The sequence below is a fragment of the Saccharibacillus alkalitolerans genome (assembly GCF_011090185.1).
GTDB classification, from domain to species: domain Bacteria; phylum Bacillota; class Bacilli; order Paenibacillales; family Paenibacillaceae; genus Saccharibacillus; species Saccharibacillus alkalitolerans.
The window spans coordinates 117,277-134,532 of the sequence record NZ_JAAFGS010000006.1 but is presented as its reverse complement, the minus strand read 5'-3'; the positions used below and the strand labels follow the sequence as shown (position 1 = coordinate 134,532).

Annotated in this window: 15 protein-coding genes; 4 read left to right on the top strand and 11 right to left on the bottom strand. The window is 59.2% G+C overall.

Going from position 1 to position 17,256, the window contains the following annotated elements:
• Window positions 1-60: 60 nt before the first annotated feature.
• Together GYN08_RS17080 and GYN08_RS17075 are read left to right on the top strand one after the other, a co-directional pair.
• Window positions 61-1,041: a Gfo/Idh/MocA family protein gene (locus GYN08_RS17080; RefSeq protein WP_166276627.1), complete on the top strand. Its 981-nt coding sequence runs from the start codon at window positions 61-63 to the stop codon at window positions 1,039-1,041.
• Between the two features lie 173 nt (window positions 1,042-1,214).
• Window positions 1,215-2,783: a methyl-accepting chemotaxis protein gene (locus GYN08_RS17075; protein WP_166276624.1), complete on the top strand. Its 1,569-nt coding sequence runs from the start codon at window positions 1,215-1,217 to the stop codon at window positions 2,781-2,783.
• 150 nt (window positions 2,784-2,933) lie between these two features.
• Here the strand turns inward: GYN08_RS17075 and GYN08_RS17070 are convergent, their stop codons facing one another.
• Together GYN08_RS17070 and GYN08_RS17065 are read right to left on the bottom strand one after the other, a co-directional pair.
• Window positions 2,934-4,028 (bottom strand): M23 family metallopeptidase, encoded by a 1,095-nt coding sequence (locus tag GYN08_RS17070; protein WP_166276621.1) that lies wholly within the window; start codon window positions 4,026-4,028, stop codon window positions 2,934-2,936.
• Window positions 4,025-5,185 (bottom strand): hypothetical protein, encoded by a 1,161-nt coding sequence (locus GYN08_RS17065; RefSeq protein WP_166276618.1) that lies wholly within the window; start codon window positions 5,183-5,185, stop codon window positions 4,025-4,027. The genes GYN08_RS17070 and GYN08_RS17065 overlap by 4 nt, the downstream gene beginning before the upstream one ends.
• A gap of 282 nt (window positions 5,186-5,467) precedes the next feature.
• Between GYN08_RS17065 and GYN08_RS17060 the strand changes: the two genes are divergently transcribed.
• Window positions 5,468-7,324, top strand: a complete 1,857-nt coding sequence (locus GYN08_RS17060) for a DUF342 domain-containing protein (protein WP_166276615.1) — start codon at window positions 5,468-5,470, stop codon at window positions 7,322-7,324.
• A 76-nt stretch (window positions 7,325-7,400) separates the two neighbouring features.
• Here GYN08_RS17060 and GYN08_RS17055 read toward each other — a convergent pair whose 3' ends face one another.
• Entirely contained in the window at window positions 7,401-8,036 is a 636-nt protein-coding gene (locus GYN08_RS17055; protein ID WP_166276612.1) for an XTP/dITP diphosphatase, read from the bottom strand.
• Window positions 8,033-8,791, bottom strand: coding sequence for a ribonuclease PH (gene rph, locus GYN08_RS17050; RefSeq protein WP_166276609.1), 759 nt, complete (start codon window positions 8,789-8,791; stop codon window positions 8,033-8,035). Before rph ends, GYN08_RS17055 begins: the two co-directional genes overlap by 4 nt.
• Before the next feature lie 244 nt (window positions 8,792-9,035).
• Here rph and GYN08_RS17045 point away from each other — a divergent pair, with 244 nt between their 5' ends.
• Window positions 9,036-9,593 carry a phosphatidylglycerophosphatase A family protein gene (locus tag GYN08_RS17045; protein ID WP_166276928.1) on the top strand — a complete coding sequence of 186 codons (558 nt, stop codon included), beginning with the start codon at window positions 9,036-9,038 and terminating at the stop codon, window positions 9,591-9,593.
• A gap of 11 nt (window positions 9,594-9,604) precedes the next feature.
• On the opposite strand, the gene GYN08_RS17040 is transcribed toward GYN08_RS17045, so the two are convergent.
• From GYN08_RS17040 to GYN08_RS17010, 7 genes are all read right to left on the bottom strand, one after another.
• On the bottom strand, window positions 9,605-10,375 hold the full coding sequence (locus GYN08_RS17040) for an enhanced serine sensitivity protein SseB C-terminal domain-containing protein (protein WP_166276606.1): 771 nt from the start codon (window positions 10,373-10,375) through the stop codon (window positions 9,605-9,607).
• A gap of 213 nt (window positions 10,376-10,588) precedes the next feature.
• Window positions 10,589-10,741: a hypothetical protein gene (locus tag GYN08_RS17035; RefSeq protein WP_166276603.1), complete on the bottom strand. Its 153-nt coding sequence runs from the start codon at window positions 10,739-10,741 to the stop codon at window positions 10,589-10,591.
• 284 nt (window positions 10,742-11,025) lie between these two features.
• The gene (locus tag GYN08_RS17030; protein WP_166276600.1) at window positions 11,026-12,753 is read right to left on the bottom strand and encodes a copper amine oxidase N-terminal domain-containing protein; all 1,728 of its coding nucleotides are present in this window, start codon (window positions 12,751-12,753) and stop codon (window positions 11,026-11,028) included.
• A 431-nt stretch (window positions 12,754-13,184) separates the two neighbouring features.
• On the bottom strand, window positions 13,185-14,198 hold the full coding sequence (locus GYN08_RS17025) for an MBL fold metallo-hydrolase (RefSeq protein ID WP_166276597.1): 1,014 nt from the start codon (window positions 14,196-14,198) through the stop codon (window positions 13,185-13,187).
• A 61-nt stretch (window positions 14,199-14,259) separates the two neighbouring features.
• Window positions 14,260-15,492, bottom strand: a complete 1,233-nt coding sequence (locus GYN08_RS17020) for a sensor histidine kinase (RefSeq protein ID WP_166276595.1) — start codon at window positions 15,490-15,492, stop codon at window positions 14,260-14,262.
• A 55-nt stretch (window positions 15,493-15,547) separates the two neighbouring features.
• Window positions 15,548-16,288, bottom strand: a complete 741-nt coding sequence (locus GYN08_RS17015; RefSeq protein ID WP_166276593.1) for a class I SAM-dependent methyltransferase — start codon at window positions 16,286-16,288, stop codon at window positions 15,548-15,550.
• A 162-nt stretch (window positions 16,289-16,450) separates the two neighbouring features.
• A complete protein-coding gene (locus GYN08_RS17010) occupies window positions 16,451-17,254 on the bottom strand; it encodes a DUF429 domain-containing protein (protein ID WP_166276591.1) in 804 nt (267 codons plus the stop codon).
• Window positions 17,255-17,256 lie beyond the last annotated feature (2 nt).

Here is a 17,256-nt window from a genome sequence, read left to right as displayed (position 1 = left end):
ACGAACAGGTAGATCGAGGATGTCCGATTGCCGATTAACGAAGAAAGGCTGGAATGACGCATGAACGAACCGAACAGCATGCCGAAATGGGCCATATTCGGTCCCGGACAGATTGCGGACGACTTCGCTTCGGCGATCCGCTCCGTGTGCGGAAGCATCGAAGCGGTCGGAGCCCGAAATCCTGACAAAGCCGAAGCGTTCGCCCGCAAGCACGATATTTCCAAATCGTACGGAAGCCTGGACGAACTGCTGGACGACGAACAAGTCGATGCGGTCTATATCGCCACTCCGCACAATACGCATCATGAATTCGTTATGCGGTGCCTCGAAAAAGGCAAGCACGTTCTCTGCGAGAAGGCGATCACCGTCAACGGAACGCAGCTCGGGCAGGCCGCCCAAGCGGCGAGCGAGCGCGGGCTGCTGTTGGCCGAAGCGATGACCGTTTACCATATGCCGCTGTACCGGGAACTGCTTGACCGCATTGCCGAAGGCGAGCTCGGCGCGATCAAAAGCATTCACGTCGCGTTCGGCGACGTAAAGGAATACGAGGCGCAGAACCGCTTTTTCAATCCCGACTTGGCCGGCGGCGTCCTGCTTGACATGGGCACTTACGCGCTTTCGCTGGTCAAAATGTTCATGCCCGGCGGACCGGATCGCCTGCTCACCGACGTCCGCAAAGCCGACACCGGCGTGGACGAGGAAGCGGTCATCATGCTGCACGGCGGTCTCGGCGAAACGGCTTCCGTCTCGCTCAGCTTCCTCGCCGATACGGGCCATCTGGCTACGATCGTCTGTGAAAAAGGAACTATTCTGCTCAAGGACTTTACCCGCGCTACCCGGGCCTTCGTCTCGTACGCCGACGGAACTTCGGAGACGATCGAATCCGGAAAACGCGGCGAAGCGCTCAACTACGAAGTAGCCGATTTCAGCGAATGGGTGCGTCTGGGCAAGACGCCGCCCACGCTCGGCTGGTCGACCGGCGTAATGGCCATGATGGACGAGGCGCGCCGCCATTGGGGGCTTCGTTACCCGTTTGAGTGACAACCTTCGAAATGGACATAAAAATTTCAAATCGATATTGTTTTCGATCAGCTTTCCGAAAAAGTGCATGCTTTTTTGCTTTAAGCCCCTACACGGTTAGGGTCTTTTTGCCGATAATGGAAATAGGTCTTGCGCACCGTGCAACTGAATATATAGATGGGGGAAGTGAGCTCTTGAGCAATCTTGACCGAATCATGTATCAACGAAACAAACTCGTGATGTGGATCCTGTGGGCCGTATTTCTGCTGTTGGGAGCGGCAAGCTTGAATCTCTCGCTGCCGTCGCAGATCGCCGCGGGGGCGACGGGCGTATTCGCGGCCGTCTTCACCTGGCTCACGTTTCGCAAAAAAGCGCTGCACATTTTGCCTTATGCGGCGGCATTGTTTTTCTTTGCCGCTTATGCCGCCGTCCTTACGGACACCATAAACGTACTCGCGGCGCTTGTACCGGCGGTCCTGCTTCTGCTCTATCCGCGCTACCGCTACGTGCTGCTGTATTCGGTTCTGACGGCCGCCGCGCTGCTGATCTCCTGGCTGCGCGGTGCCGAAGTCTTCGTGCCGGAAGGACGCGTCGTCACGCTGATCTTCACGGTAGTCCTGTTCGCCGTCGTCGCCGGCATCGCCGTGGCGGTCGGCATCCTGAACGAGAAGCTGTTCTCCGACTTCGCGAAGCAGCGCGAGAGGAGCCGGGCCGACGCCGAACAGCTTGACCTTGTCTTTTCGCAGATCAAAGCTTCGGTTGACGAGCTGAGCAAATTCGCCCGCAAGTCGAAAGAAAACGTCACGTTGAACGAACTGATTACCGGCGAAATCACAAACGCTTTCACTCAGGTGGCGCAGGGTGCGGAAAGTCAGGCCGACAGCGTATCCGACATTTCGGATAAAATGTCTGCCACCGACGAGGAGATCGAAGGCGTCGTGCAAAATTCTTCGATCATGCGCGATCTGTCCGAACATACGGCCAACGTGACCCAGGAAGGCGCCGGACGCATGGCCGAACTGCGCAGGCATATCGATCAGGTGTATTCGGTCATGAACGACACCGCGCACGACATGGAGATGTTCCGCGAGCAGAATCGCCAGATCGCCCAGATCCTTTCCACGATTTCCGAGATCGCCAGCCAGACCAACCTGCTGGCCCTGAATGCCGCGATCGAAGCCGCGCGCGCCGGGGAAGCCGGACGCGGATTTGCCGTCGTCTCCGACGAAGTCCGCAAGCTTGCCGAACATTCCCGCGAATCGGCCGAACAGATCGGTGGCATTCTCGGCGAACTGCAGACCGGTACCGAACGGCTCATGAGCCAGGTGCTTCGCGGGCGCGAAGCCGCGGAGAACAGCCTGGGCGCCGCGCAGCGGTCCGAAGAAGCGCTGACCGAAATCAACGACAATACGCATAAGCTGCTCGATCAGGCCGGCGAAGTGGAAAGCCGCTCCGAGAAAATGAAAGTGTCATCGTCGGAAGTCTCCGGCCGGGCAGCCGTCATCTCGGCCGTTACGCAGGAAACGAATGCCGCCATGGAAGAAATTCTGGCCGGCATGGGCGAACAGAAGTATATCACCGGCCAGATGTCCGGCAGCTTCGCCCAACTGGAGAAGTTGATCGGCAGCCTGCAGGAACTGACCGCCGCGAGAACCGAGGAAGAGCAGGCCGAGGCGCTCCCGGAAACCCAGAAACGCAAGAAGAAGCGCCGCGCTTCGAACGAAGAGACGCCGACGCAAAGCGAGGAACCGATCGCCGGCTGAACGCTGAGCGAATCATGCGGAGCCGGACGGACCGGCGACGGCGTCAGCGCGCCGCGTCCCTGCCGTTTCGATCCTTCCCGCAAAAGTTCTTCCAACGCCAAAAAGCCTTTCCGCCCGCGTTTTCTCGGGAGCGGAAAGGCTTTTTTTCGATTATCGAATCGTGAAGACCCGCGAAGCCGCGTCCGCCTTCGCCGAAGACGATGCGTACAGCACCCGGTCCGGCTGCTTGTAGAACTGCGGCCACAAGCCGTGACGGTAGGAGGCCGAATTCGGGAACGTCGGATCGACCGCTCGGATGGCGGCGGCATACGCATACACTTTTTGCCCTTTTCGGGCGCCGGTCGCTTTCTGCAGATCGATCCGGTAGCGCAGCGTGTTCGCATCGTACAGACTGAAGCGCACGGGGGACATCTTCCATTGCCCGCTCGAGCCGATCTTGTAATGAAGCTGAATTTCCGCCGGACGATTCCGGTCGTACCGGTTGGTCCGCGGATTGTCGGTTCCCGCATAAGCCGTCAAGTACAGCATATTGCCGTCCTGCCAGTCGGCGGAGACGTAATCAAGGTCCGAGCCCGCGTTCCACGTCTCCAGGGAAGCGTGACGGTAGAACAAATACATCGGCATCGTTTGCGCGTCCTTGGCGCCGCTCCGGCCGCGGCTGACTTGCTGGATATGCAGATGCGGATTGTAGCGCTTCGCCCGGTCGACCGTGCCGATGACCGTCGTCTCCGTCACGTAATCGCCTACGCGAATGCCGAAGCCGCCGGAGCCGGCCGGATCGATATGCACGTACTGCACGTAGACGCCGTTCGGCGCACCGTCCCCGTCGGTATCGTGGTCGACGATGACGCTGCCGAGTTGGGAAGACGTATCGGACTTGACTTCCGTAACTTTGCCCGGCAAAATGGCGTATACTCGCTCCCCGGAAGCCATCGCCAGATCCGCTCCGTTGTGCGGGTTGGTGCCGCTGACCACATTGCGCGGCTGGTTCGTTTTGCTTTCGACCGGCGAATACCGCTCGAACAAGCCTTCGGCGTCGCTGCGCGCCGGAGTCATGGCCGGAGCGATCGAAGCTTTGACGCCGTACTGCTGAAGAAATCTTGCCCCGTAATCGGCCGAGGATGCCGTAGACCCCGCTCCGAGCGCCAACAGCACGCACGCGGTCGTCCCGATCTTCCGCAGAATCCCGCCGGCGAAGCGCCGTCTTTTTTCGCAATAGGCTTCGTCCCTGCGCGCTCGGTTCATTCGCCCATCTCCTCCTTCATATCGACGGCATACGTCGATTCGGCCGCCGTCGTCCGATTCCGCGACTGAACGAGGAGCGTCTCGCCGTCCTGCCAAGCCGCCCCGATAATCGAACTGCCGGCCGGCTCTTTGATCGTTCGGCTCTTCAGCGTCTTCGCGTGGATCAGCATCAGCGTCGAGACCCCGCTCGAACGATCGGGGGCGTTGACGACGGCGAACCATTCGCCCGCGCGGGAAGCCGACGCGGAGCGAAGAATGTTCAACCCGCCGCCCCGAAACGTTCTGCTCTTCCCTGTCGACAGGTCGCGCACGTTCAACGAGCCGGCCGACGTCTGGTACAGCAGATGGCTTTCGGATACCGCCGCGACGGAGTATCCCGAGACCAGCTTGGCCGACGCGCCGCTTCCGCTGTCGACCTGAACGATTCCTCCGTCGCCGAGATCGAGGTAAAAGCGGTTTTTCGCGTCCCAGCCCAGCACCGTGTAACCGGCCCCGTACACTTTTTTCTCCGTGCCGGTACGCAGGTCTTTGACCCAGTTCTCCCCGTCCTCGCTGCCTGATGCCGTCATGCCGCGAGTCGTCCAATAGAGCAGCTTCGCGCCGTCCGGGCTGAGCGAAGCGCGCTGCCCCCAGACGATCATTTTCGGCGATCCGCCGGATACCGGTCCCCGATCCGTTTTTCGATAGTTCCCCGTTTGCGCTTTCAAAAAGACGGACAGCGCGCGCTTTTCCGGGTCGAGCCTGTAAATGGACGCCGCATATTCCACCAGCGCGTCTCCGTCCGGAAGAGGATGCAGTTCATAGCCGAGATCCGGCGAAGGCAAGACGACCGTTCGGCCTCCCGACCGCGCGTAACGGAACGTCAGCGTATCGTTCAGTCCGTCCGCGGTCAGTCTCGCCGTAAACGTGCCCGTCGTTCCTTCCGCCGCCGCCGTGCCTGCCCGCTTCGAAGCTCTGCCCGTTGCCGGATCGACGGAGGCCGCCGCAAGCCGCTTCTCCTCCCTGCCCGGCAGATCGACCGCGATCCCCTGCTGCGCGCCCCGCCGTCCCGTCTCCTTGTCCGCGCGCGTCCATACTCCCGCATCCGCCAGCGCGGCTCCCGAGGCGAGCGCCAGCATCAGCGTGCCGGCCGCGGCAATTTTGAACGTTTTTCGCATATTCCCTTTATCCTCCCGTTCCCCTGCGGAATCTCTTGATGCGCCCTAATGTACCCGAAAAATCCTCCGGATGCAATAAAGCGGACTTTTTGGAAAAAGTTATTGAAAAATAGGTCTAAAGGTATTATTCTATTCTTTAACAAAGACCTTTCGCCCTCTTTACATAGTCCTGTCCTGCACGTTCCATAATCGAATCCATGCTACAGACCCAGACTCTTCCCGGCAACTCTGCCCCGTCGTCACGCTGCCAGACCGCCATCATCCCAGAGGAGGCTTATTCGCATGCCGGAATTTTGTTTTGCGCCGGAAAAAGCAAGAAATGCCGAAACTTCGGGCCTTCCCGCATCCGGCGGCGGCTTCGGAACTTTCGATGCCGATGCCCGTTCGGCCGACGGAAGCATCGCGATCAAAAACGGACGCCTGCATGTGGCCGACCCGCTCGGAGACGGCGCATGCGCCGTTCTGATCCCGCTTCCGCCGCTCCGTTTTTGGCTTAACGGGAGCGAGATGCTGTCCGCTTCCCCGGTCCGTTCAACGGATCGGGTCGAATGGGAACAAGCCGCCGAACCCTTGTACGAAATCGAAGTTTCGCCGGACCGGATGCAGGCCGCCGTACGCATTTTCGGCGAGGTGCAGTACGCCTGGAAGCTCGAAGACTGCCCCGCTTCCGCGTTTCTCTCGCCGAAGGCGGTACCCGACCGCGAACGCCCCCCGCTCCGCCGGCTCGAAATTGCCGAACTGATGGCCGAGATCGGCTCGCTGGGCATCCGCAAAAATCTCGATGTGCCCGGTATCGTGCAAGCGCTTCAAGAAGCGGACGGCCGCCCGTACCGCTTTGCTTTCGGACTCGAGCCGCATCCCGGCACGGACGCCCGGGTCGAACTTCTTTTCGGCGAAAAAATCGAAAACGCGTTCGAAGAAGTCGGCGGCGCGCTCGATTACCGGAACCATCTGCGCATCCCTTCCGTGCAGCCGGGAGACCTGCTGGCCCGCCTCTTCCCTTCGCAGCCGGGAACGCCGGGATACGACGTATACGGAGAGCCTATTCTTCCTCCGCCCGTGCGCGAAATCGATCTGCGTGCGCGTCAGCATGTCGAAGCCCGCGAAGACGGTACGTTTATCGCCCTTAAATCGGGACGTCCGTGCATTACGGACGGAGCCGTCCGCTATCTCGACGTCTCCGACGCCTATGTCGTGGCGGGCAACGTCGACTTGAAGACCGGGCACATCGTCTTCTCGGGCGACGTCACGATCCACGGCAGCGTCACCGACAACATGATCGTCGAGTCGCTGGGCAACGTCTACGTCTCGGGCGGCGTCTACCATTCGACGATCACGGCCGCGGGCAGCATTATCGTGCAGGGGAGCACGATCGGCAGCCGCCTGTATTCGGGAAGTTTCGGCCTTTCTTTCAATCGGCTGTATCACCTGTCCAAGCAGCTGACAGGCGACATCGCCATGCTGCTTCAAGCTTCCCGGATGCTGTTTCTCGAAGTGGGCCGGCGCGGACAATCCGCCCGTTTCGGCCAGGTCGTGCTGCTGCTGCTCAAGAGCAAGTTCAAGGACATCCAGCCGAAAATTCGCGAGCTGCTTCAGGTGCTGATTACCGTGCAGCGCAGCACCGGATCTTGTTCGAATGCTTTTGCCGATGCGCTGAACTTGATGCTTTCGCCGGCGCAGATGATCGAATCGCTCGACGAAGAGCTGCTGCTGTCCCTGCAGGCCAACCTGGAGCGCGAGCATTCGTTCGTGACCGATATGCAGCAGGGCGATTCGCGGATCGAATTGTCCCGCTGCCAGACCAGCACGCTCAAGTCGAACGGAGACATTTTGATTCATCGCGAAGGAGTCATGCAGAGCGATCTCTACTCCACCGGTTCGATCGTGTTCAGCCATCCTTCTTCGGTCTGCCGCGGCTCCAGTCTCGAAGCCGAGGATCGGATCGAGGCCCGTACGGTCGGCAGTTCCGGAGGCGCTCCGTGCCTTCTCCGAGCCCGAAGAAGCGTATACGTCGGGCATATGTTCGAAGGGAGGGTTTCCGTAGGCAGTCTGCACCGCGAGATTCTGTCTCCGATCCGGGATTATAAGTTCGACTGCTTCGAAAACGGTCCGTCGGTCGTTACGGCCGAACCTCGGTAAGCGCTTGCCGGACTTGCCGTTCTCTTCTTCATCCAAAAACAGGCCGGCGAAGGGAAGCCTTCGCCGGCCTGCTTTTTCAACTCAATTTCTCCATCAAACGCCGCAGCGCCGCTCCGCGGTGGCTGATCCGCTGCTTCTCTTCGATGTTCAGCTCCGCCATCGTGCGCTCGTACTGCGGCACGAAGAAGAGCGGATCGTAGCCGAAACCGCCCGCGCCGGCCGTCTCCGAAGTAATCCAACCTTCGACCTGCCCTTCCGCCTCGACGCTGCGGCCCGTCGCCGGGTCGTACAGCACCAGCGCGCAGACAAAGCGCGCGGGGCTGAGCAGCGGCTGTTCCGTGTCGTCGCCCTGACGGCGGCGCATCAGCTCGTCCAGCAGCTTCGCGTTATTTGCCGCGTCGTTTCCGTGTTCGCCGGCGTAGCGCGCCGAGTAGATCCCCGGCGCATCGTCCAGCAGTTCGACGCACAGACCGGAATCGTCGGCCAATACCGGAAGGTTCAGGAAATCTCCGATTTCCTTGGCCTTTTTGAACGCATTTTCCGCAAAGGTGGCTCCGTCCTCCACGACTTCCGGCGCATCCGGATAGTCGTGCAGGCTGCGCACTTCCCTGTCCAGCGCGGCAAACGCATGCTGAAATTCCCGCACTTTCCCCATGTTCCGGGTAGCCACGACGACGATTTCTTTGCCTGCTCCGCCCGCCCGTTCGCTCATGCCAGCCCTCCGATCCCATGATTGCCGATCTTCAGCGCGTTTGCGCCGAGCGCTTCCTTCTGAACGAAAATCATCTGACGCACGCCGGTCTCTCCCAGTTCCAGCATTCGGTTAAGCTCCTCGCGGCTGAAGGGACGCTCTTCCCCCGTGCCCTGCAGCTCGACGAATTCCCCGGAGCCGGTCATCACCACGTTCATGTCCACCTTCGCGGCGCTGTCCTCTTCGTAACGCAGATCGAGCAGGGCTTCGCCGTCCACGATGCCTACGCTGACCGAAGCCAGGAAGTCCGTGATCGGATAGCGTTTCAGCTTGCCCTGCTCCTCCAGCTTGTTCACGGCAAGACACATCGCCACGAACGCGCCGGTAATCGAAGTGGTGCGCGTACCGCCGTCCGCTTGAATCACGTCGCAGTCGACGATGATCGACCGCTCGCCGAGCGCCTGCAGATCGACGACCGAACGCAGCGCGCGGGCGATCAGACGCTGAATTTCCATCGTCCGTCCGCCCAGCTTGCCCTTCGCCGCCTCGCGCACGTTGCGCGTATGCGTCGCGCGCGGCAGCATCGAATACTCCGCCGTTACCCAGCCCCGTCCCTGTCCTTTCATGAACGGCGGCACCTTTTCCTCGATCGTCGCGTTGCAGATGACTTTCGTGTCGCCCACCTCGATACAGACCGAGCCTTCCGCGTATTTGTTCGTATGAATCTCTAATTTGACCGGACGAATCTCGTCCGGCTTTCTGTCGTTTCGGCTCACTTCGTTGTCCTCCCGTATCCGTCCTTCGACGCTTCGTTCCCCCATTTTAACAAAATCATTCGCCGGACGCACATCTCTTCCGCATTTCGGCGGAATTTTGATTCAGGCATGCCGAATATGTACAGATGTTAGGTATGGAACGATCCGTGCACAGACGCGGTTTCGTCCGAAAGCGACTCATTACTGCGAATCCGAGGTGAATACGATGGAAACTCCAGACAAACCGACTCCGCAAGAAGAACAAATGGGTATTCCGGAACGCCAGGCTTATTCGCTCAACAGCCGAAAAGTAGCGGAAGCGACAAGAAGCTGGCTGCAAAAACGCGGCGTCAAAATCGAAGAAATCGCCGAACTGGTCCTCTTTTTGCAAAAAAAGTATTATCCCAACCTGACCATGGAAGAGTGCATCCACAACGTGGAGAAGGTGCTCGAAAAGCGAGAAGTGCAAAACGCCGTCCTGACCGGCATCCAGCTCGACGTGCTCGCGGAAGAAGGCAAGCTGCTGTCGCCGCTGCAGGAAATGATCAAAAACGACGAAGGGCTTTACGGCGTGGACGAGATTCTCGCTTTGTCGATCGTCAACGTTTACGGCAGCATCGGCTTGACCAACTTCGGCTATATCGACAAGCTGAAGCCGGGCGTTCTCGAACGGCTGAACGACAAAAATCTCGGCCCGGTCCATACGTATCTCGATGACATCGTCGGAGCGATCGCTTCCGCGGCCAGCAGCCGAATCGCGCACAACAAGCAGAGCGAACGCGAAGTCGAGATCGAAATGCCGAAAGAGCCGGGCGACGATTGACGGCCTTCCCGTCAGCGGGCGGACAAGCCCCGACGTTTGCGCTTGCGGTAAAAAGGCTCGCAGTCCGATTCGAAGTAGGTCTCGAGCCCGCTCGTCCCGTCCAGCCGGAGAAAATCGACCGGCGGGTCGGGCACGGGAGCCGAGGACGCCCGCCGTCCGGCTTCGCGGATAATTTCGTTCCAATCTCCGTCGGCTTCCACCGCGATCAGCGTATGCGGAGGATCGCCGGTCGCCGGATTGTAATAATGCGCGTTGTACGCCAATTTCACCCCCGGCATCGCCTGAAAGACTTCCGTCAACCCGCTGAGCAGTTCATCGGGTTCTTTGGCCGGCCTGCCGAGCATCACCTGCGTATCCCGATCGACCGTGTAGCTCTGCGGCGCGTCGAACATGCTGCCGTCCAGAATCGATTCGATCTCGGAAGCGGGAAACTCCTTCCCGAATTCTCCCCCCGGATTCAACCACACGTCCGAACCGCGTACCAGCCCGAACAGATCCATCGCGTTCAGCGACAAGTAACGCATTTCCCGATCGATAAAGCGCTGCAGCATCTGCAGCGAACTGAAGACGGGCAGGTAAGCTTTGCCGCCGATATCCACGCTGGGCAGCCGCACGGTCGTTTTTTCCTGCAAAACTCCGTTCGCCTCCGGCACATCCCCGCCCATATGCAGGGTATACAGCTCCGAGCGCTGAAGCTCTTCGTAAAATTCCATTCTTCGCGACGGATCTTCCACGGCGATAGACAGAATTCGCTCCAGTTCGTTTTGAGGCTCGAAACTCATAATCTTCCTCCTTTTTGTCGCCCGATTGGTTTGCCCTGTACAGGACAGACGTCTCTTCGTTCACAATTTCGCCAAAAAAAGGCTAAGAAACGTTTCATTGGATATTTTATACCCGTTTGCTGACGGAATCAAAAAAAGAGGATTCCCGCCTTCGGGAAATCCTCCTCCATTGGTGCAAAATGCGGTTCCGACGCCAAGCGCCGCTTCGCGGGATCACATCGATTTACGCTCCGCTTCTTCGTCCTCGCGATTGCTGACTTCTTCGAAGCCGTCGTCTCTCGGACCGACATATCCGCGCAGCACGTCGTCATAATAATCGTCATAGTCGTACCAGTCTTCATAAAGGCGGGATTTTTTCTCGAGCATCGAAATCTCCTCCTTGTCCTGATGCCGGGAATCGGACGCAGAGTCCGTCCCGATCAAAAGTTTCGGGAATCCGCGAAAGATCCGTACGCCGGACATCCGCTTCATCTCCGTATGAAGTCTTTCTACCGTTAGACTACCAACGGCTGCCGGGATCGTCAAAAAAGGAAAACGGCGCAGAGCGGGCCGGAAACGCAATAAAACCGCGATGCCCGCAAAAGAAGCGGGCACCGCGGCGAATTGTTGCGATTTGCGAGCGTATGCTCGCTCGGGCTCCTGTCCGGAGCTTACATCGATTTGGTCAGCGTAATCATCCAGTTGCTGCTGTTGACTTGGAAATCCCAGCCCAGCAGACCGGTGATGAAGCGCAGAGGCACGACGGTTCTGCCGTTCTCGTCCGCGAACACTTTGGCGCCGACCGCTTGTCTCTTGCCGTTGACTTCCATGAAGTCTTTGCCCAGCCAGAATTTCAGCGTGTCGTTTCCGGCCATGACCGTGACTTGGTTCGCTTTCTTGTTCCATTTCACTTGGGCGCCGATGCCTTCGCTCAGGAAGCGCAGCGGCACGTAAGTCGTGTTGTTCCAAACGCGAGGCATCGTATCCATCTTGGTCGTTTTGCCGTTCAGCGTCAGGTTCGGGCTGCCGATCTGCATCTTGACGGTCGTCATGCTCGGGTTAGCCGGCATGGACGGCTGGGAAGGCTGCGGAGCCGGCATAGCCGAAGGAGTCTGGAACTTCGAGTTGAACTGGTCGACGATCGCGCCGCTCAGCAGCTTGCCGACGTCGAACATCAGGGCGTAGCCTTCGCGTTCCGTTTTGTACGAACCCGTATAGTTTTTGGCCGCGTATTGATCCAGAACCTGCTGAACCTGATTTTCGTGCGCAGTCAGACCTTCCAGCGCGCCGGCTTCCGGGATGCGTCCTTCCGTCGCCGCGCTCAGGAACGCCGCCATTTCTTTCGTGAATTTCGTGATTTGAGCTTTAGCCGCCGCGATCGCCGCCTGATCGCCGCTCTTCACCGCCGCCACGTACTGCGCCTGCACGTTAATGTGGTCGGTCGTCCAGAGCTTTTCGAACTGATCCGCGCCCGCACTGCCGTATACCGAAGCGATCGCCGCTTTGAAGTCTTTGGTGTTGCCGGCTTCTGCGGTTACGAGGGCACTGCTGCTTGCGCTCATGCCGTCATACTGCTCCTGCATCTGCAGCGCAGCCAGCGCGAAGTGCTCGGCGAACAGACGGTTCAGCGCCGATCTCAGATCGCCTGCCGGCGTATCGGCTTTCGTGTTCTGGAATTTCTCCGGCATCTGCGTCACGATAGCCGTCGACAGCGCTTTGCTGATCGTGAACATTTCGTTCAGGCCTTCGCGGTAAGCCGTGTACGCTCCCGTATAGTCGCCGGCCACGTATTTGTCGAACGCTTCCTGAACCTGGTCTTCATGCAGACGCAGCACCTTCTCTGCCGTCGCCTGCGGCAGTTTGCCGCCCGTTGCCGTGCCCAGGAACGCGGAGAATTCTTTGACGAATTTCTCGATATTGGCTTCTGCCGCTTTCGCCGCTGCCGTATCGCCGGATTTCGTCGCTTTCACCAGATCGTCCGTGTATTTGTTATGGGCGCGGAAGATGCGGCCGAACTCGTCCGCTCCCGCCTTGCCGTACAGCGATTCGATGGCCGGCAGCATGTCGAGCGCGTTCTGGTCGAGCGCTTGATAAGCCGCCGCCGCGTCCGGTGTTCCTTCGTACGCCTTAATCATCGCGTCGACTGCCAGTTGGTAGTGCTCGGAGAGCAGGTTGTCCAGCGCGGCTCTCAGTTCGACCGCCGGCGTATCGACCGTCGCTTTCATCATGGTCGGTTGAGCGGCTGTCGCCGCAATGTTCGTCGCTGCTCCCGCGGCCTGTACCGGAGCGGCCCCCGCCACTGTCGGAACGACCAGAGCCAGGCCGAGTACCGGCACAGCCAATTTCTTCACATTGAACTTCTTGGAATCGAGATTCTTCGTATTGAACATTTTAAACATCTTAATCCCTCCATTTGTGTGTGTATCTGTTGGATGCGGTTGAGTGTTCTTCTGTGTTCCTGTTTGTTCTTGCGTCTCTCGCTTACATCCGATGAAACGCAGACTTCGAAAGTTTGGATCACCGAATTTTGAATTTTTTTAAATATGTTTTTGAATAAACTAGGTTTTCCGTAATCAGGTTGCGGGAAATCTAGTTGTCGACCCTCTTTATTTAAACGCGGTTCTTAGGAACTAACCAAGCGGGGACGGATATTTTAAATTTTATTTTCAGGAGCGATTTTCGGTTGTGCGGCGTGGCTTGGGTCATAGAAAAAAAGCCTCCCCCGCGCCGGGAGAGGCTTTAAGTTCTATTTCTTGCGGGACCGTAAGCAGAAGCGGACCCTATGCGCAGACCGCCAAAAACGCTTATGCAAGCCCCGGCGCGTCGGCGTTCAATCCGGCGTGGCGATCCGGAACGCGATCCGTTCGTTCGTTTCCTCGCCGCGCACCCTTCCGCGGTCTTCCAATTCGACCAAATGCGCGATCGTTTCCGACAGGGCGAAGCGCAGCTGATGGATGCCGAGCGAGTCGCCGAACAGCGAAACGCAGACTTCGTAAGCGCTGCGCGGCTCGCCCCGCAGCAGTTCTTCCATTCGGTCCAGCCGCTGTTCATGATGCTCCAGCAGCTGCCGGGTCCGGCCTTCGAAATTCTCGAACGGATCGCGGTGGCCGGGGAACGCTTTTTGCGCATTCAGCGCTCCGAGCTTGCGAAGGCCGTCGAGATAGGAGCGGAGCGGATGCGCGTCGCCTCCCGGTCCGTACGAGATATTCGGGGAAATGCGCGGCAGCACCGCGTCCCCGCACAGGATCAATCCCGTCTCCTCTTCGTAAAAGGACAGATGGCCCTCCGCATGTCCGCCCGTCTCGACAGGCTGCCACAGCCGGCCGCCGAAGCGGATCGGCAGACCGGCCTCGATCACGGACACTTCAGGCTGCGGCTCGACCTGCTCCAGGAAACCCGACAAATGCTCCGGCAGCTGCCCCAACCGTTCGGGCGCCATGCCGTGACGGCGGTACAGCGCGATCGAAGCTTTGGTAAACCCTTTGCCGGCGTCCGCTCCTTCGAAGCCCGGTCCGCCGCCCCAATTGCGCCATGCCGCTTCGCTGGCCGCCTTCGACATCCAGACTTGAGCCCCGCTGCGCTGCTGCAGCCAGCCGGCCAATCCGTAATGGTCCGGATGGTGATGCGTCAGCACGATCGACGCAATCTCCCGCGGACGGATGCCCAGTTCGTCCAGCGCTTCGTTCCAGGCCGCCTCGTTTGCCGCCGAACGCGGACCGGGATCGACGATCGTCCAGCCTTCTTCTCCCCGCAGCGCATAGCTGTTGACCCAGCGCAGAGGAAATGCCATGGCCATCTTCACCCGCGTCAATTCTTCGTAACGGGTCACTTGCGATTTGCTCATCGTATATACTCGCGTCCTTCCCTTGCCTGTTTTCCGCCCGGAAAACGTCACGAAGCTCCGATTAATCGCGGCTGTTTTTGTCCATGGCCAAAACGGCGTTGAGCAGATGCAGCTTGCGAATCGGCTTGGTCACGACCGAACGGAAGTGGATTCTTTCTTCATCCTCCACTTTTTCGCCGAGCTTCGCAAGCAAAAAGAGGTGAAGTCCCGGCGTTTCCCGCAGCGATTGGAACACTTCGTCTTCGCTCACGGTCCCCCGATCGGCAAGCACCACATCGAATTCGCCCTTTTCCGCACGACCTGCCAGCTCGGGAGTGAGCCGCTCCGCCTGTTCGACGACGGCGCCCCAGCTTTGCAGCATGTCGACAATTACCTTGCTGCCGGTAGACGGACGGTCAAGCAGCAGCAGACGCAGCGCGTCGAGCACGTCGTCTTCGAACGGAATCGAAGGAATATCCGTATACCGTTCGAACGACAGGATCACCTCGATTTCCGTGCCTTCGCCCGTTCGGCTCGATACTTCGATTCTGCCTCCCAGCAGCTCGATCAAATTTTTCGTGATGGTCAGCCCCAGGCCGGCTCCCCCGTAATGATGGTTGGACGAATCGTGCACCTGCGCGTAGACGTCGAACATCCGGGCGAGCTGCTCTTCCGACATGCCGATCCCGGTATCCCGCACGGAAAATCCGACCACGACTTTATCGTCGCTGAGCGACGGAAGCCGCTTCAGACCGAAGACGATCTCGCCTTCATGCGTGAATTTGATCGCGTTTTGCAGCAGATTGAGGAAAATTTGCCGTACTTTGAAAACGTCGCCGACCACGAACAGCGGAATTTCCGCTTCGATATCCATGACGACGTCCACGTTTTTCCCGAACGCCTGGGGCGCGAGCATGTACACCAGATCTTCGATCGTGTTGATCAGATCGAACGGGTTGTTCGCGACCGTCATCTTCCCCGCTTCCAGACGGCTCATGTCGAGAATGCCGTTGACCAGTTCCATCAGCGAATCGCTGCTGCTCCGGACGATGTCCAGATAGCTGCGCTGCTCCTCGTCCAGCTCGGTATCCGTCAGCAGATCGCTCATCGCGACGATTCCGTTGACCGGATTGCGGATCTCGTGACTGAGAACCGCGACGAAGCTCGCTTTGTTTTTCGATTCCTGCCGGGCCGCCTCGCGGGCCGCCCGTTCTTCGCCGAGCCGAAGCTTCAGCTCTTCCAACTCCGCCCGGCAGTCGTTTCTTTCCTTTTTCAATTCTTCTATTTGTTGAATACAGTTTTCGCTATTTCCCATGGGTATGCACCTCTTAAGCAAGCATAATAGTGCTATATACCCAACGCCTGCCTGCTCAGAACCTTTTTCCGACAAAAATCATTCGCGGCGAGTCCGATTCATAGCGTTTTTCGTCGTAACTGCCGCGGACTTCGTCCAATTCAAGCCCCGCTTCGGCCAGCATGTCCGTAAACCGTTCCAGCGTATACAATTTGACCCGTTCATCGTACTCCCGCCGTTCCCCGCCGTCTTCGTTTTCCGGAATGATCGTGATATGTTTTTTGACGAATCCTTCCTCGATGCTGCGGCGTTCCTCGATCTTCAAGCCTTCTTCCTCGCGTTCCGTGTACGGCTTCAGATGACGCTTGACGTGCGGCGGATTCATGAAGTCGATGATGAAGCGTCCGCCCGGACGAAGCACGCGGCGGATTTCGTTGAGCACCCGGACATGCTCGGCGTCTTCCTCGAAGTAGCCGAACGACGTGAACAGATTGACGACCGCGTCGAATTCCCCGTCCGCAAAAGGCAGCTCCCGCATATCGCCCTGCACCCAGCGGACCCGCTCCGCGCCTTCCTCTTTTTTCGCTTCGTCCAGCAGCACGTCCGACAGGTCCATGCCCGTCACTTCATAGCCTTTTTCCGCGAGCGACAGCGAATGCCGTCCCATGCCGCAGCAAAGGTCCAGCACTTTTGCGCCGCCCTCCAGCTTCAGCCAGGAGATCATCTCGTGCACCTCGTGCGCAGCGCCCTGCTCGTCCCTGTAGTTGTAGACTCGCAGATAATCTTCGCCGAAGCTTTTTTCGTACCATTCGCTCATCGCCTTGTCCTCCTTTTTCTCGATCGCTGCGGCGCGGCTCTCCGATGCTTGCGATCCGCGCCCCCAGTGGTATATTTACACGAAAAAAGAGGCGGTGACGTCCGTATGCCGGAAGTCCGCCTCTCGGGACCGCTTTTCTTCAGCCGTCCGTCCTTTTCTTCGTCAAACGTATACGATGTTCATTTCCAGTCGGCCGCCGTAATCGTACTGCCGCCGCTCGCCTTCGGTCACGTACCGGGCGGGCGACTGTCCGGAAGAGATGCGGTACGCGGTCAGCGCCAGCGCCGCCGCGTCGAGCAGATCGTCCCGCGCCGCCTGCTTTCTCGGAAAAAGATCGAGCAGGCGCTCCAGTTGTTCTCGCGGAATTCCGGCCTCGGCCAAAATGCCCAGCCGTTCGCTCAGCCCTTCCGCTTCCTTTTTGCCGTGCGGCGGCGCTTCTCCGCCGTTCAGCCGCAGAAAGCAAAGCTCCGGGTGACACTCCGCCAATACGGCAGGCACAGGCAGACCGCTCTCCAACGCTTCGGCGACAAACTCGTCCAACTCGCGGATCTTCGGCAGGATATTGAGGCTCTGGCGGCTCAGCTTCCGGCCGATCGCGGCCAGATTGGCCGCCGAGGGACCGTCCGCATACAGCGCTTGACGGGCGGGAACGGGGAACACGCTCGATTTGCGCCGCGGCGGAAGCAGCTTGCGGCAGTCGCGGTCGCAGTGCCGGTCCGCCGCCCGGTTGCGAACGCCGTCCGCTCCTTCCGCCAGGCCGATCGGCATGTCGATCAGCATGCGATCGAGCGCAGGATTCGGTTCGAGCGCCGCCCACAGCGACGAAATGTCCGGGTGTACGGCCGTATTCAGCGTCAGAACCTCCGTATCGCCGCCCGCGCTCTCGACGCTGACAACCGCCCAGCCGCCCGGGCAGCCGTCGATTCCGATGCCTCTGGGCTCCCCGCGCGCGTTCGTTCTTCCCACGG